Origin of the sequence: Streptomyces humidus (genome assembly GCF_014649655.1) — a bacterium.
In the GTDB taxonomy this organism is placed as follows: domain Bacteria; phylum Actinomycetota; class Actinomycetes; order Streptomycetales; family Streptomycetaceae; genus Streptomyces; species Streptomyces humidus.
In genome coordinates this window covers 255,614-269,175 of sequence record NZ_BMTL01000003.1, presented here as the reverse complement: position 1 = coordinate 269,175, position 13,562 = coordinate 255,614, and the positions used below count along the sequence as shown (strand labels likewise).

The following is a 13,562-nucleotide window of genomic DNA, read 5'->3' as shown; positions in this document are numbered from 1 at the left end:
CCGAAACTGAGGGATTCATGGGACTCACCATCGGCGTCGACATCGGCGGCACCAAGATCGCGGCCGGCGTGGTCGATGAGGAAGGCAGCATTCTGTCGACCCACCAGGTGCCGACCCCGGGCACGCCCGAGGGCATCGTGGACGCCATCGCCGCCGCCGTCGACGGCGCGCGCGTCGGGCACGACATCGTCGGTGTGGGCATCGGCGCCGCCGGCTACGTCAACCGACAGCGCTCGACGGTCTACTTCGCGCCCAACATCGACTGGCGCCAGGAGCCGCTCAAGGACGAGGTCGAGGCCCGCGTGGGCCTGCCCGTCGTCGTGGAGAACGACGCCAACGCCGCCGCGTGGGGCGAGTACAAGTTCGGCGCGGGCAAGGGCCATCGCAACGTCATCTGCATCACCCTCGGCACCGGCCTCGGCGGCGGCATCATCATCGGCAACAAGCTGCGCCGCGGCCACTTCGGCGTCGCCGCCGAGTTCGGCCACATCAGGATGGTGCCGGACGGCCTGCTGTGCGGCTGCGGCTCGCAGGGCTGCTGGGAGCAGTACGCCTCCGGCCGTGCGCTGGTGCGCTACGCCAAGCAGCGCGCGAACGCCACCCCGGAGAACGCCGAGGTCCTGCTCGGCCTCGGCGACGGCAGCCCGGACGGCATCGAGGGCAAGCACATCTCCATGGCCGCCCGTCAGGGCGACCCGGTCGCCGTCGACTCCTATCGCGAGCTCGCCCGCTGGGCCGGCGCAGGTCTCGCCGACCTCGCGTCCCTCTTCGACCCGTCCGCCTTCATCGTCGGCGGCGGCCTCTCCGACGAGGGCGAACTGGTCCTCGACCCGATCCGCAAGTCCTACAAGCGGTGGCTGGTCGGCGGCAACTGGCGTCCGGTGGCCGACGTCATCGCGGCCCAGCTGGGCAACAAGGCGGGCCTGGTCGGCGCGGCGGACCTGGCGAGAGAGCCCGACCCGATCATGTAGTCACACCGGTCGTGGTACGGCCGCATCGTTCTCGGCGCGGCGCGCACCGGTCGTGGCACGACGCTTGCCGGTGGTCGCTCGGCGTGCAACCGGTGGCCGCTCGGCGCGTACCGGCCGTCGCTCGGCGCGTACCCGCCGTCGCTCGACGTGACAGCGGCAACACGGGGGTCGCTCGCGACCCCCGTTCGCTTTTCCGGACGTACGGGACGGGGCGGCGTATCTTGATCGCTATGCCGACGACCTCGCCCCTTGCGAACTCCCGTACCGAGCCCGACGGTTCGGCCGTCATCCGGGTCCTCAGCTACAACGTCCGCTCCCTGCGCGACGACACCGACGCCCTCGCCCGTGTCGTCACCGCCTGCGCCCCCGACCTGGTCCTCCTCCAGGAGGCGCCGATCTTCTTCCGCTGGCGCAAGAAACTGGCCCGGCTCGCCGCCGCCACGGGCCAGGTGATCCTCACCGGCGGCGGCACGGCCGCCGGGCCGGCGATCCTCTGCTCGCTGCGCGCCACCGTCGAACGCACCGAGGACGTGCTGTTGCCGCTCACCCCGGGGGAGTTCCGGCGCGGCCTGGCCACCGCGGTGGTCCGCTTCGGGGGCGCCCGCGTGGGCGTCGTCAGCTGTCATCTCGGACTGACGGCGGCCGAGCGCCACGAGCAGGGCGGCATGCTCCTCGACCGACTGGCCGGCATGGGCGTGGAACACGCGATCGCGGGCGGCGACGTCAACGAACGGCCCGACGGACGCACCTTCGGCCGACTGGCCGCGGCTCTCCAGGACTGCCGCACCGTAGCGCCCTGGGGGAGCGAGCACACGTTCCCCGCCTCCGGGCCCGACCGCCGTATCGACGGGATCTTCGCCACCAAGGGCGTGGAGGCGCTGGGCTGCGGGGTGCCCCGCGGGCTGCCCGGAGTCACCGAGACGGATCTGCGGGCGGCCACCGACCATCTGCCGGTCCTCGCCGCCCTCAGAGTCCCCGCCGCCCCCGGACTCCCCGCGACTCCCGGGGCCCCCGCCGACGGCAGGCGCCGGACGAGGTCCTAGACCACCGCTCCCCGTCCCGGATCGCCCTCGTCCTCGTCGTCCGGCCGCATCCGCATCACCAGCGTGGCGAAGCCGCCGAGGAAGCCGCCGACCGAGAGGGTCGTCAGCCACCACGTCATCTCCCAGCCCAGCAGCACCGCCAGCAGAAGCAGCACCGGTCCGCCGATCACCCCGAGCCAGGCGAACTTGGCCGTGGCGTCGGCTGCGGGCAGCGGCGGCGGCTCCGGCGGGACGAAGTGCCCCTCGTCGTCCTCGTCGTCGTCGAAAGTCCCCTCGGCCGGCTCGGGGGCCGGGTGGTCGCGCGGCCCGACACCGGGCGCGAAGGCGACCGAACTGCCCAGCGGCTTGGCCGGTTTCTGCTCCTCGCCGGGCTCCTTCGCGGGCTCTTCGCCCGCTTTCGTCCCCGGCTCCTCGTCGTTCGCCTCGACCTCCAGGAGCGCCAGGTCCTCGACCGACTTGAACGGCTTGGCGCCCGGCGGGTCCGGCGGCTCCTCGCCGTACCCGGCGACGATCGCCGCCCACGCGGCGGCCTCGTCGAACGGCGCGCTCCGCTCCTCCGGCTCGTGGCCCCGGCGGGCGTCCGGGCCTTCCCGCTCGTCCCGGTTCTCCCGGTCCTCGCGGTCGGAGTCGTGCTCAGCCACCTGCGGCCGTCCCTTCCTTGCCGACACTGGGCGCGATCCGGGCGATGAACGCGTAGCTCTCCTCGAAGATCCGGTCCGCATCGTGGTCCAACGTTGCCACGTGGTAACTCTGTTCCAGCAGGATCTCGGTCACGTCCGTCGAGGACACCCGGCTGAGCACCCGGGCCGAGTCGGCCGGCGGCACCACGTGGTCGTGGACGCTGTGCAGAAGAAGCAGCGGCTGGGTGACCTGCGGCAGCTCGCCGTCGACCAGCCGCAGGAAGGTCCGCAGGGAGTGCGCCGAGTGCAGCGGCACCCGGTCGTAGCCGCTCTCCAGGACGCCCTGTCTGGCGATGTCGCTGGTGATCCCCTTCGTCGTGCGGACGAGGTGGCGGGCCACCGGAAGGGCGTACGCGGACAGACCGTGGACCTTGTTCGCGGGATTGACGACGACGACGCCGGCCACCCCTTCCCCGTGCCGGGCGGCCAGCCGCAGCGCCAGGGCGCCGCCCATGGACAGGCCCATCACGAACACCCGCTCGCAACGGCGGCGCAGCGCGCGCAGCTCGCGGTCCACCTCCGCGTACCAGTCCTGCCAGCCGGTGAGCGCCATGTCCTCCCAGCGCGTGCCGTGACCCGGCAGCAGCGGCAGCGACACGGTCAGGCCCTGCCCGGCCAGGTACCGCGCCCAGGGGCGCAGCGACTGCGGGGATCCGGTGAAGCCGTGACAGAGGAGCACTCCGGCCTCCCCGCCCTCATGGCGGTACGGCTCGGCTCCAGGAAGGACCGGCACCATCGGTCTCCTGTCTTCGTCTGTTCTTCATGGGAGGGATGTGTGCTTCACCGTACGCGACCCCACTGACACCGACCAGGGTCGTCGGATCCTTTGCCGCCACTCCGGGTTAAGGTCTGTGCGACACAAACAGGAGGCACTCGCTTGTTGTACGGCGCGATGAAGGTCGCAATCGGGGGACCGCTGAAGGTCGCCTTCAGGCCCTGGGTGGAAGGCCTCGAGAACATCCCCGACGAAGGCCCCGCGATCCTGGCGAGCAACCACCTGTCCTTCTCGGACTCGTTCTTCCTGCCCGCGGTCCTCGACCGCAAGGTCACCTTCATCGCGAAGGCCGAGTACTTCACCACGCCCGGGGTGAAGGGCCGGCTGACGGCGGCCTTCTTCAAGGGCGTCGGCCAGCTCCCGGTGGACCGCTCCGGGGGGCGCGGCGCCGGGGAGGCCGCGATCAGGAGCGGCATGGACGTGCTGGAGCGCGGGGAGCTGTTCGGCATCTACCCAGAGGGCACGCGCTCGCCCGACGGCCGGCTCTACCGCGGCAAGCCGGGCGGCCTCGCGCGCGTGGCGCTCGCCACCGGCGCGCCCGTGATCCCGGTCGCCATGATCGACACGGAGAAGATCCAGCCGCCCGGGAAGGTCCTCCCGAAGATCATGCGGCCCGGCATCCGCATCGGCAGGCCGCTGGACTTCAGCCGCTATCAGGGCATGGACCACGACCGCTTCGTGCTGCGCGCCGTGACCGACGAGGTCATGTACGAGATCATGAAGCTCTCCGGCCAGGAGTACGTCGACATGTACGCGACCGCCGCCAAGCGGCAGATAGCCGAGGCGGCGAAGGCCGTGAAGGAAGCGGAGAAGGCCGCGAAGGCGGCTCTCGCGCAGGCGGACGAGGAACAGGCGGACGAGGAACAGACGACGAAGGACGAAGAGCAGTAGTCAGGAGTCCGGGGGGCGGGCGGATGGCCAAGCGCGAGAGAGTGTTGAGGATGTCGGTCGAGCTGCCGCTGTGGCGTGCGCTCGCCGGCTACCGGGTACTCACCATGCTGTACGCGGTGGGCTTCTTCGCCACCGCCTACGACGGGTTCGAGCGCCCCTGGGTCGCCGTCGTCTACTACTGCGTCCTGTTCGTGTGGACGTTGGCCACCCTGCCCAAGGTCGCGAACGCGGCGAGCTGCACCAAGCGCTTCCTCGCCGCCGACCTGACCGTCGCACTGACCGGCATCATGCTCACGGCCGTCGCGGACAGCCCCGCGCGCATCCAGTCGGGCGGCCCGACACTGCCGTCGATATGGACCGCCGGCTCGGTCCTGGCGTTCGCCATCAAGGGGGGCTGGCGCTGGGCGGCGTTCGCGTCCACGGCCGTCGCGGTGACCAACCTGGTCGAGCGCGGCACCCCGGCCCGCGACACCGTGCACAACGTCCTCCTCGTGTGGGTCGCCTCCATCGCCATCGGCTACGTCGTGGAGGTCGCCCGCGCCTCCGAGCGCACCCTCGCCCGCGCCCTGGAGATCGAGGCGGCGACCCGGGAGCGGGAGCGCCTCGCCCGGGACATCCACGACAGCGTGCTGCAGGTGCTGGCCATGGTGCAGCGGCGCGGCGCGGTCATCGGCGGCGAGGCGGCCGAGCTGGGCCGGATGGCCGGCGAACAGGAGGTCGCGCTGCGCACGCTGGTCTCCGGCGGCCTCGTGCCGGTCTCCCGGGTCTCCCGGGACGCGGCCGACGGCGCCGTCGTCCAGGCCGTCGACGAACCCTCGCCGGAGCCGTCCGAGCCGGCCGGCCCTCTCGACCTGCGCGCGCTGCTCGCCCCCTTCGCCGCCGCCCGCGTCAACCTCGCCGAGCCCGGCGCTCCGGTGATGCTGCCGGCGCCCGCCGCGAGGGAGCTGGCGGCGGCGGTCGGGGCCGCCCTGGACAACGTCCGCAGACACGCCGGCGACGACGCCCGCGCCTGGATCCTCGTCGAGGACGAGCCCGATGCGGTGATCGTCACCGTGCGGGACGACGGGCCGGGCATCCCGCAGGGACGGCTCGCGCAGGCCGAGGGCGAGGGGCGGCTCGGCGTGGCCCAGTCGATCCGCGGCCGGCTGCGCGACATCGGCGGCGGCGCCGAGCTGATCTCGACGCCGGGGCAGGGCACCGAGGTCGAACTGACGGTGCCGAAGACGCAGAAGGAATAGAACGTGCAGCGGGGGAAGGCGGGACGGCGATGAGCGGGCGACAGGATCCGATCAGGGTCATGGTGGTCGACGACCACCCCATGTGGCGCGACGCGGTCGCCCGGGATCTGGCGGAGGCGGGCCTCGACGTCGTGGCCACCGCCGGCGACGGCGAACAGGCCGTGCGCCGCGCCAGGGCCACCACGCCCGAGGTGCTCGTGCTGGACCTGAACCTGCCCGCGAAGCCGGGCGTCCAGGTGTGCAGGGAGGTCGTCGCCGCCGACCCCACCCTGCGGGTGCTCGTGCTGTCGGCGAGCGGCGAGCACGCCGACGTGCTGGAGGCGGTGAAGTCCGGCGCGACCGGCTACCTGCTGAAGTCGGCGTCCACGGAGGAACTCCTGGACGCGGTGCGCCGTACGGCCGCCGGCGACCCGGTGTTCACGCCCGGCCTGGCCGGCCTGGTCCTCGGCGAGTACCGCCGGCTGGCCTCCGACCCGGGTCCCGCCGACGCCCGGGGCGACGAGCCGAACGCGCCCCGGCTGACGGAGCGGGAGACCGAGGTGCTGCGCCTGGTCGCCAAGGGCCTGAGCTACAAGCAGATCGCCGAACGCCTCGTCATCTCCCACCGCACGGTGCAGAACCACGTCCAGAACACCCTCGGCAAGCTCCAGCTGCACAACAGGGTCGAACTGGTGCGATACGCCATTGAGCGAGGTCTCGACGACGAGTGAGGGACGAGCGACACTGACCCCTCGTCAGGCAGTAACGGCGAAGGGACTCGTCCATGCGCGTCGGAGTACTGACCGGAGGCGGGGACTGCCCCGGCCTCAACGCCGTCATCAGGGCGGTCGTCCGCAAGGGCGTCCAGGAGTACGGCCACGAGTTCATCGGATTCCGGGACGGCTGGCGCGGTCCCCTGGAAGGGAGGTCCGTCCCCCTCGGCATTCCCGCCGTGCGCGGCATCCTGCCTCGCGGCGGCACGATCCTGGGATCCTCGCGGACCAATCCCCTCAAGGAGGAGGACGGCGTCCGCCGCATCAGGGACACCCTCGCCCGGCAGCGGGTGGACGCGCTCGTCACCATCGGCGGCGAGGACACCCTGGGCGTCGCCGCCCGGCTGTCCGACGAGTTCCAGGTGCCCTGCGTCGGCGTCCCGAAGACCATCGACAACGACCTGTCCGCCACCGACTACACCTTCGGCTTCGACACCGCCGTCGGCATCGCGACCGAGGCCATCGACCGGCTGCACACCACCGCCGAGTCCCATATGCGGGTCCTGGTGGTCGAGGTGATGGGCCGGCACGCGGGCTGGATCGCCCTGCACTCCGGCCTGGCGGGCGGCGCCAACGTCGTCCTCATCCCCGAACAGCGCTTCGACGTCGAGCAGGTGTGCGCCTGGGTGGCCTCCCGCTTCCGGTCCTCGTACGCCCCGATCGTGGTCGTCGCCGAGGGCGCGATGCCCCGGGACGGCGACGCGGTGCTGAAGGACGGTTCGCTGGACGCCTTCGGGCATGTGCGGCTCTCCGGCGTCGGCGAGTGGCTCGCCAAGGAGATCGAGCGCCGGACGGGGAACGAGGCCCGCACGACGGTCCTCGGCCACGTCCAGCGCGGCGGCACCCCGAGCGCCTTCGACCGCTGGCTCGCCACCCGCTTCGGCCTGCACGCCGTCGACGCCGTCCACGAGGGCGACTTCGGCAAGATGGTCGCCCTGCGCGGCACGGACATCGTCCGCGTGCCGATCGCGGAGGCGACGGCCCGGCTGAAGACCGTCGACCCCGCGCTCTACGCGGAGGCGGGCGTGTTCTTCGGCTGAGCCGCTACGAGCGCAGATCCGTCGCGCGGAGGCGGGCGACCGCCTCCCGCACCACGGCCGCGCCGTTCAGCGTCAGCACCGACTCCGGATGGAACTGCACCCCGCCGAACCCGGGCCCCCGCACGGCGTGCACCTCCCCGTTCGGGGCCCGGCTCACCTCCACCCCCCGCACCGCCAGCTCCCGCGCGGCCCCGTCGTCGCACCGCGCCACGAAACTGTTGTAGAAGCCGACGGTCTCGGCCCGGCCGAACAGGTCGATCACCGTCTGCGCCCCCTGGCAGGGCACCTCCTTGCGGACGATGTCCAGCCCCAGCCCGGCCGCGATCAGCTCGTGTCCGAGGCAGACGCCGAGCACCCCGTGCCGGTGCTCCCGCAGCAACTGGGCGGTCAGCTCCCGCAGGAACCGCATCTTCGGGTCGTCCGGGTCGGACGGGTCGCCGGGGCCGGGCCCCAGCACCACCGGCCCGGCGTGCGCGCGCACCGTCTCCCGCAGCCCGTCCTCGTCGTAGCGCCGGACGCTCACCTCGAGACCGCCGGAGCGCAGCATGTGCTTGAGCATCGCCGTGAAGGTGTCCTCGGCGTCGACGACGAGCGCGTGCCCGGTCAGCTCCCCGGTCCGCTCCTGCATCCGCAGCCAGAACGGCGCCAGCGAGGACCGCCGCCCGTCGAGCGCGGCCCGCACCCGGGGGTCGTCGGCGAGCCGCGGCCGCACGTCCCCCTCGTGCGGCGGCCGCGCGCGCACCCCCAGCGCGGCCAGCACCCCCGCGGCCTTGGCGTGCGTCTCCGCCACCTCGCCCGCCGGGTCCGACCCCCGCACCAGCGTGGCCCCGACCGGGACCCGGAGCCCTCCGGCCGCGTCGATGTCGGCGGTGCGGATGATGATGGGGGAGTCGAGGGTCTGCGCCCCGCCCGGGTCCCGCCCCAGCAGGGCCAGCGCTCCCGCGTAGTAGGCGCGGCCCGCACCGTCCCGTCCGACGGGCTCGTAGCGCTCGATGACCCGGCAGGCGTTCTGCACCGGCGAGCCGGTCACGGTCGCCGCGAACATGGTCTCCTTCAGCACCTCGCGCACGTCCAGCGAGGACTTCCCGCGCAGTTCGTACTCGGTGTGCGCGAGGTGTGACATCTCCTTCAGCCGCGGCCCGACCACCACCCCGCCCATGTCGCCGACGGTGCACATCATCTTGAGCTCCTCGTCGACGACCATCGACAGCTCCTCGATCTCCTTGCCGTCGGCGAGGAAGTCCAGCAGGTGCCCGGCCGTCGGCCCCTCGTCGGGATACCGGTACGTCCCGCTGATCGGGTTCATGACGACCGTGCCGCCGGACATCCGCACGTGCACCTCGGGGCTGGCCCCCACCAGCGTTCTGTCCCCGGTGTGCACGACGAAGGTCCAGTACGCGCCGCGCTCGCCCTCCAGGAGCCGCCGGAACAGGGCCAGGGCGTCGGCCCGGCAGAAGCCGGGGATCTCGCCCCGGTACGTCCGCCGGATCACGAAGTTCGCGCCCTCGCCCCGGCCGATCTCGTCCCGCAGCACCTGGCCGACGATCCGCGCGTACTCCTCGTCGCCGACGTCGAAGCCGCCGCCCTCGACGCTCACCCGGTGTGCGGGAAGCTGGTCGAGCGCCGTGGAGAGCGGGATCTCGTGCCGCTCCTCGGGGATCAGCACGGTCAGCGGGGTCCCGTCGTCGCGCACCTGGAAGCCGCGCTCGCGGATCTGCCGGAAGGGGACGAGCGCGAGCCCCTCGTCGGGGAGGTCGGCCAGCCGGTCGTGGTCGGCGACCGGGCCGAGGAGCAGTTCCACGACGTTCTCGTCGCGGCCCGGCGTGCGGCGGCGCAGCAGGGCGAACGGGCGGGTGTCGGTCAGCAGGTCGAGCAGATGCATGGGGCGTGTCCTTCTCGCTGGGAGCTGTCAGGAGAGGGACGGCCGGGCCCGGAAACACCGAAGGCCGCCCCTCGGGCGGCCTTCGCGACGTCTTGGGTACGCGCAGTCAGCGGGCCGCCGGATGAGCGGTCCACCACCAGTTCTGGGTCGAAAGCGCGAACATGCGCCGCACCATATCCCATGCGCCCCGGGTCCACAGGTGAGCGGTGCGGTGTCTCACCTGTCGAGCCGGGCGAAAACGACTCGACACGACCCCGTAATGTGGAGGTCGTGACCGTGAACGCTAAGACCAGCGCCAGCGCTGGCAACACCTGGCGAGACCTGCCCGCGGCGCAGCAGCCCGAGTACCCCGACACCGAGGCTCTGCGCGCAGTGATCGCGGACCTCGAGTCGTATCCGCCGCTCGTCTTCGCGGGCGAGTGCGACCAGCTGCGCGCCCGGTTGGCGGCCGTCGCCAAGGGAGAGGCGTTCCTCCTCCAGGGCGGCGACTGCGCCGAGGCCTTCGACGCGGTGTCCGCCGAGCACATCCGCAACAAGCTCAAGACCCTGCTCCAGATGGGCGCCGTGCTGACGTACGCGGCCTCCGTGCCGGTCGTCAAGGTCGGCCGCATCGCCGGCCAGTACTCCAAGCCGCGCTCCAAGAGCACGGAGACGCGTGACGGGGTGACGCTGCCGACGTACCGCGGCGACTCGGTCAACGGGTTCGACTTCGACGAGAAGTCCCGCATCCCGGACCCCGAGCGGCTGAAGCGGATGTACAACGCGTCCGCCTCCACGCTCAACCTGGTGCGCGCGTTCACCACCGGCGGTTACGCCGACCTGCGCCAGGTGCACGCGTGGAACCAGGACTTCGTGAAGTCCTCGCCCTCCGGTCAGCGCTACGAGCAGCTCGCCCGTGAGATCGACCAGGCGCTGAACTTCATGCACGCCTGCGGGGCCGACCCGGAGGAGTTCAGGACGGTCGAGTTCTACGCCTCGCACGAGGCGCTGCTGCTCGACTACGAGTCCGCGCTCACCCGCGTCGACTCCCGCACCGGGCAGCTGTACGACGTCTCGGCGCACATGGTGTGGGTCGGCGAGCGCACCCGGCAGCTGGACCACGCGCACATCGAGTTCGCCTCGAAGATCCGCAACCCGATCGGCGTCAAGCTCGGCCCGACGACCACGGCCGAGGAGGCGCTGCAGTACATCGAGCGTCTCGACCCCGACCGCGAGCCCGGCCGGCTGACCTTCATCGTCCGCATGGGCGCCGACAAGGTCCGTGACAAGCTGCCCGAGCTGGTCGAGAAGGTCACCGCCTCGGGCGCGACCGTGGCCTGGATCACCGACCCGATGCACGGCAACACCTACGAGGCGGCCTCGGGCCACAAGACCCGCCGCTTCGACGACGTGCTCGACGAGGTCAAGGGCTTCTTCGAGGTCCACAAGGGCCTCGGCACCCACCCGGGCGGCATCCATGTCGAGCTGACCGGCGACGACGTCACCGAGTGCGTGGGCGGCGGCGACGAGATCTTCGTCGACGACCTCCACCAGCGCTACGAGACCGCGTGCGACCCGCGACTGAACCGCAGCCAGTCCCTGGACCTGGCGTTCCTGGTGGCGGAGATGTACCGCGACCAGTAGGCACGACGCGCGAGGGCGGTGGGGCGCGGATCACATACGATCCGCGCCCCACCGCCCTTTTGCGCCCGCGGGACGCCGGGTAAGGTTAGGTTTGCCTCACCGATCAAGGGGACTCCGAGATCCGGTACGGCACGACTCAGGGACCCGGCGAGGAGGTGAACCGCGTGTACGTCTGCAGCTGCTTCGGCGTGACCGAGGCACAGGTCCAGCGGCACGTGGACGACGGAGCGTGCACCCCCCGCCAGGTCGCCTCCGCATGCAAGGCCGGCACCGACTGCGGCTCGTGCGTCCGCCGTATCCAGGCCATCCTCGGCAGGGGCGCCTGTTCGCGCCGGGACCTCGCGACAGCGGCCGTCGCCGACCGCGGCGCGCCGGCCCTCGCCGGACTCGAGGACGCGGCCGCGGCCTGACTCCGGCCCGGCCGGGTCAGCTCTCCGGCTGTTCGATCAGCTGTGCGATGTACAGGGCCTCGCCGAGCTTGTCCACCAGCTCCAGCTGGGTGTCGAGGTAGTCGATGTGGTGTTCCTCGTCCGCCAGGATCGACTCGAAGATGTTCGCGGAGGTGATGTCGCCCTTCTCGCGCATCACCTTGATGCCGCGCTTGAGGCGGTCGATCGCCTCGACCTCCACCTGCCGGTCGGCCTCGAACATCTCCTTGACCGTCTGCCCGACCCGCACATGGAACAGCCGCTGGTAGTTCGGCAGGGCCTCCAGGAAGAGGAGCCGGTCGGTGAGCACCTCGGCGTGCTTCATCTCGTCGAACGACTCGTGCCGGGTGTACTTCGCGAGCTTCGTCCAGCCGAAGTTCTCCTGCATCTTGGCGTGGAGGAAGTACTGGTTGATGGCCGTGAGCTCGCCGGTGAGCTGCTCGTTGAGGAACTCGATGACCTCGGGGTCGCCCTGCATCGCAGAGGCTCCTTCCACGTCGGGACTGCGGGGAGGTTGCCGCCGCATGATTTCACCGGCGCCGAAGATCGTCCAGTAAGTGCATACTCAGTTGGTTGATCCGGTATTGCCCTCGGGTGCCCGATCCGGGATGTGTGCGGTCATGGCTGGTCATGTGCACCGTCCCGGGTCTGTCAGGATGGAGTCATGGGTCACCCGGTGGAGCGCGAATCTGGAGAAGAAGCGGTGTCCGAGCTCCCGCCGGGGCAGCGACTGCAGCGTGGCTGGCCCGTCACCCACTACGGTCCGGTGCCCAAGTTCCGGCCCGAACGCTGGGACTTCCGTGTCTTCGGCGCCACGGCCGACAGCGAGAAGCGCTCCTGGAACCACGAGGAGTTCACGGCTCTTCCGTACGCCTCCGTCATGGCCGATCTGCACTGCGTGACGAAGTTCAGCATGCTCGGCGCCGAATGGGGCGGGATCCCGGCCCGCACGATCCTCGACATCGCGCCGCCCGCGCCGAACGTCACCCATGTGATGGTGTGGGCCGAGTACGGCTTCAGCTCGAACCTGCGCCTGGCCGACTTCGTCGCGGAGCGCACGATCTTCGCCACCCACAAGGACGGCGAGCTGCTCACGGCGGAACACGGCTTCCCCGTCCGGCTCGTCGTCCCGCACCTCTATGCCTGGAAGGGCCCCAAGTGGGTCCGGGGCGTCGAGTACATGACGGCCGACCGGCGCGGCTTCTGGGAGGAGCGCGGCTACCACAACGTCGGCGACCCCTGGAGGGAGCAGCGCTACTCGTACCAGGAGGAGCCGGGGGACGGGCCCGAGCTCTGAACCGGCCGGCGCCTCAGCCGTCCCGGAGCTTCTTCAGTCGCCGTCCCGGAGCTTCTTCAGTCTCTCCACGTCGGCCGCATGGCCCTCCTTGCCGCCGGGCGTCTCGATGATCAGCGGGACGCCCGCGGTGGCCGGGTGGGTCATCAGCGCCCGGAACGGGTCCTCGCCGATGTGACCCGAGCCGATGTTCTCGTGCCGGTCCTTGTGGGCGCCGACCACGTCCTTGGAGTCGTTGGCGTGGATCAGCTTCAGCCGGCCCTCGCCCACCGTGTCCACCAGCAGGTCGAGCGTCTGGTGCATGCCGGCCGGACCGGTCAGGTCGTGCCCGGCCGCGAAGACATGGCAGGTGTCGAGACAGACGCCCAGCCTGGGATGGGCGTCCAGCGCCTCGAAGTACGGCCCGAAGTCCCAGGTCCGGGAGCAGAGCGACGAGCCCTGGCCGGCGGTGGACTCCAGCAGCAGGAACGGGTCGTCGTCGTGGGTGAGCTCGTCCAGCAGCGGCAGCAGATGCTCGCGGACCTGCTTCAGCGCCACCGACCGGTCGCGTCCGCCGGTCGCGCTGCCCGTGTGCACGACCACGCCCAGCGCCCCGATCGCCCGCCCGCGGCGCAGCGAGTGCCGCATCGACTCCACCGACCTCTCCACGGTCGCCTCGGTGTGCGAGCCGAAGTTGATGAGGTACGGCGCGTGCACGTAGGCCGGGACCGACTCCGCCGCGCACCGCTCCCGGAAGGCCTCGTCCTGGCGTGGGTTCCCCACGGGCGTGGCCCAGCCGCGCGGGTTGGCCGCGAACACCTGGACCGACTCGGCCTTCAGGTCGTGGGCGTACGACATGCCCACGTCGTGCAGACCGCCGGCCACGGGGACATGGCTGCCGACGGGATTACGGGAGGGGAAAGGGGCTGCGGAACTCACCCGTTCAGGGTGTCATGTCCGGGGTCC

15 protein-coding genes are annotated in these 13,562 nt (G+C 71.6%); 9 read left to right on the top strand and 6 right to left on the bottom strand.

Annotation, left to right across the window (positions count from 1 at the left end; genetic code table 11):
• Nucleotides 1–17: 17 nt before the first annotated feature.
• Nucleotides 18–971 carry an ROK family glucokinase gene (locus IE239_RS04660; RefSeq protein WP_190147954.1) on the top strand — a complete coding sequence of 318 codons (954 nt, stop codon included), beginning with the start codon at nucleotides 18–20 and terminating at the stop codon, nucleotides 969–971.
• Nucleotides 972–1,201: 230 nt separating this feature from the next.
• Nucleotides 1,202–2,014, top strand: a complete 813-nt coding sequence (locus IE239_RS04655; RefSeq protein WP_190147953.1) for an endonuclease/exonuclease/phosphatase family protein — start codon at nucleotides 1,202–1,204, stop codon at nucleotides 2,012–2,014.
• Here the strand turns inward: IE239_RS04655 and IE239_RS04650 are convergent.
• Complete coding sequence (locus tag IE239_RS04650; RefSeq protein WP_190147952.1) at nucleotides 2,011–2,655, bottom strand: hypothetical protein; 645 nt, start codon at nucleotides 2,653–2,655, stop codon at nucleotides 2,011–2,013. The two genes, IE239_RS04655 and IE239_RS04650, sit on opposite strands and share 4 nt — an antisense overlap.
• Complete coding sequence (locus IE239_RS04645) at nucleotides 2,648–3,427, bottom strand: alpha/beta hydrolase (RefSeq protein ID WP_190148051.1); 780 nt, start codon at nucleotides 3,425–3,427, stop codon at nucleotides 2,648–2,650. Before IE239_RS04645 ends, IE239_RS04650 begins: the two co-directional genes overlap by 8 nt.
• A 159-nt stretch (nucleotides 3,428–3,586) precedes the next feature.
• Between IE239_RS04645 and IE239_RS04640 the strand changes: the two genes are divergently transcribed.
• Genes IE239_RS04640 through IE239_RS04625 form a run of 4 tightly spaced genes read left to right on the top strand, consistent with a single transcriptional unit; the run spans nucleotide 3,587 to nucleotide 7,390 of the window.
• Complete coding sequence (locus tag IE239_RS04640; protein ID WP_190147951.1) at nucleotides 3,587–4,360, top strand: lysophospholipid acyltransferase family protein; 774 nt, start codon at nucleotides 3,587–3,589, stop codon at nucleotides 4,358–4,360.
• Nucleotides 4,361–4,383: 23 nt separating this feature from the next.
• Nucleotides 4,384–5,598: a MacS family sensor histidine kinase gene (macS, locus tag IE239_RS04635; protein WP_190147950.1), complete on the top strand. Its 1,215-nt coding sequence runs from the start codon at nucleotides 4,384–4,386 to the stop codon at nucleotides 5,596–5,598.
• Nucleotides 5,599–5,627: 29 nt separating this feature from the next.
• Nucleotides 5,628–6,308 (top strand): response regulator, encoded by a 681-nt coding sequence (locus tag IE239_RS04630; RefSeq protein ID WP_190147949.1) that lies wholly within the window; start codon nucleotides 5,628–5,630, stop codon nucleotides 6,306–6,308.
• A gap of 53 nt (nucleotides 6,309–6,361) precedes the next feature.
• Nucleotides 6,362–7,390 (top strand): 6-phosphofructokinase, encoded by a 1,029-nt coding sequence (locus IE239_RS04625; RefSeq protein ID WP_190147948.1) that lies wholly within the window; start codon nucleotides 6,362–6,364, stop codon nucleotides 7,388–7,390.
• 4 nt (nucleotides 7,391–7,394) lie between these two features.
• On the opposite strand, the gene IE239_RS04620 is transcribed toward IE239_RS04625, so the two are convergent.
• Together IE239_RS04620 and IE239_RS43235 are read right to left on the bottom strand one after the other, a co-directional pair.
• Nucleotides 7,395–9,272, bottom strand: a complete 1,878-nt coding sequence (locus IE239_RS04620; protein ID WP_190147947.1) for an anthranilate synthase family protein — start codon at nucleotides 9,270–9,272, stop codon at nucleotides 7,395–7,397.
• A gap of 106 nt (nucleotides 9,273–9,378) precedes the next feature.
• On the bottom strand, nucleotides 9,379–9,435 hold the full coding sequence (locus tag IE239_RS43235) for a trp operon leader peptide (RefSeq protein ID WP_350818382.1): 57 nt from the start codon (nucleotides 9,433–9,435) through the stop codon (nucleotides 9,379–9,381).
• A gap of 107 nt (nucleotides 9,436–9,542) precedes the next feature.
• On the opposite strand from IE239_RS43235, the gene IE239_RS04610 reads away from it, so the two are divergent.
• Both IE239_RS04610 and IE239_RS04605 read left to right on the top strand, forming a co-directional pair.
• A complete protein-coding gene (locus IE239_RS04610; protein WP_190147945.1) occupies nucleotides 9,543–10,895 on the top strand; it encodes a class II 3-deoxy-7-phosphoheptulonate synthase in 1,353 nt (450 codons plus the stop codon).
• 155 nt (nucleotides 10,896–11,050) lie between these two features.
• Nucleotides 11,051–11,305, top strand: a complete 255-nt coding sequence (locus IE239_RS04605) for a (2Fe-2S)-binding protein (protein ID WP_190147944.1) — start codon at nucleotides 11,051–11,053, stop codon at nucleotides 11,303–11,305.
• A gap of 16 nt (nucleotides 11,306–11,321) precedes the next feature.
• On the opposite strand, the gene bfr is transcribed toward IE239_RS04605, so the two are convergent.
• Nucleotides 11,322–11,801: a bacterioferritin gene (bfr, locus tag IE239_RS04600; protein WP_190147943.1), complete on the bottom strand. Its 480-nt coding sequence runs from the start codon at nucleotides 11,799–11,801 to the stop codon at nucleotides 11,322–11,324.
• Nucleotides 11,802–11,987: 186 nt separating this feature from the next.
• Between bfr and IE239_RS04595 the strand changes: the two genes are divergently transcribed.
• Entirely contained in the window at nucleotides 11,988–12,620 is a 633-nt protein-coding gene (locus IE239_RS04595; RefSeq protein WP_190147942.1) for a sulfite oxidase-like oxidoreductase, read from the top strand.
• A 33-nt stretch (nucleotides 12,621–12,653) separates the two neighbouring features.
• Here the strand turns inward: IE239_RS04595 and IE239_RS04590 are convergent, their stop codons facing one another.
• A complete protein-coding gene (locus tag IE239_RS04590) occupies nucleotides 12,654–13,535 on the bottom strand; it encodes a deoxyribonuclease IV (protein ID WP_190147941.1) in 882 nt (293 codons plus the stop codon).
• Between the last annotated feature and the right edge of the window lie 27 nt (nucleotides 13,536–13,562).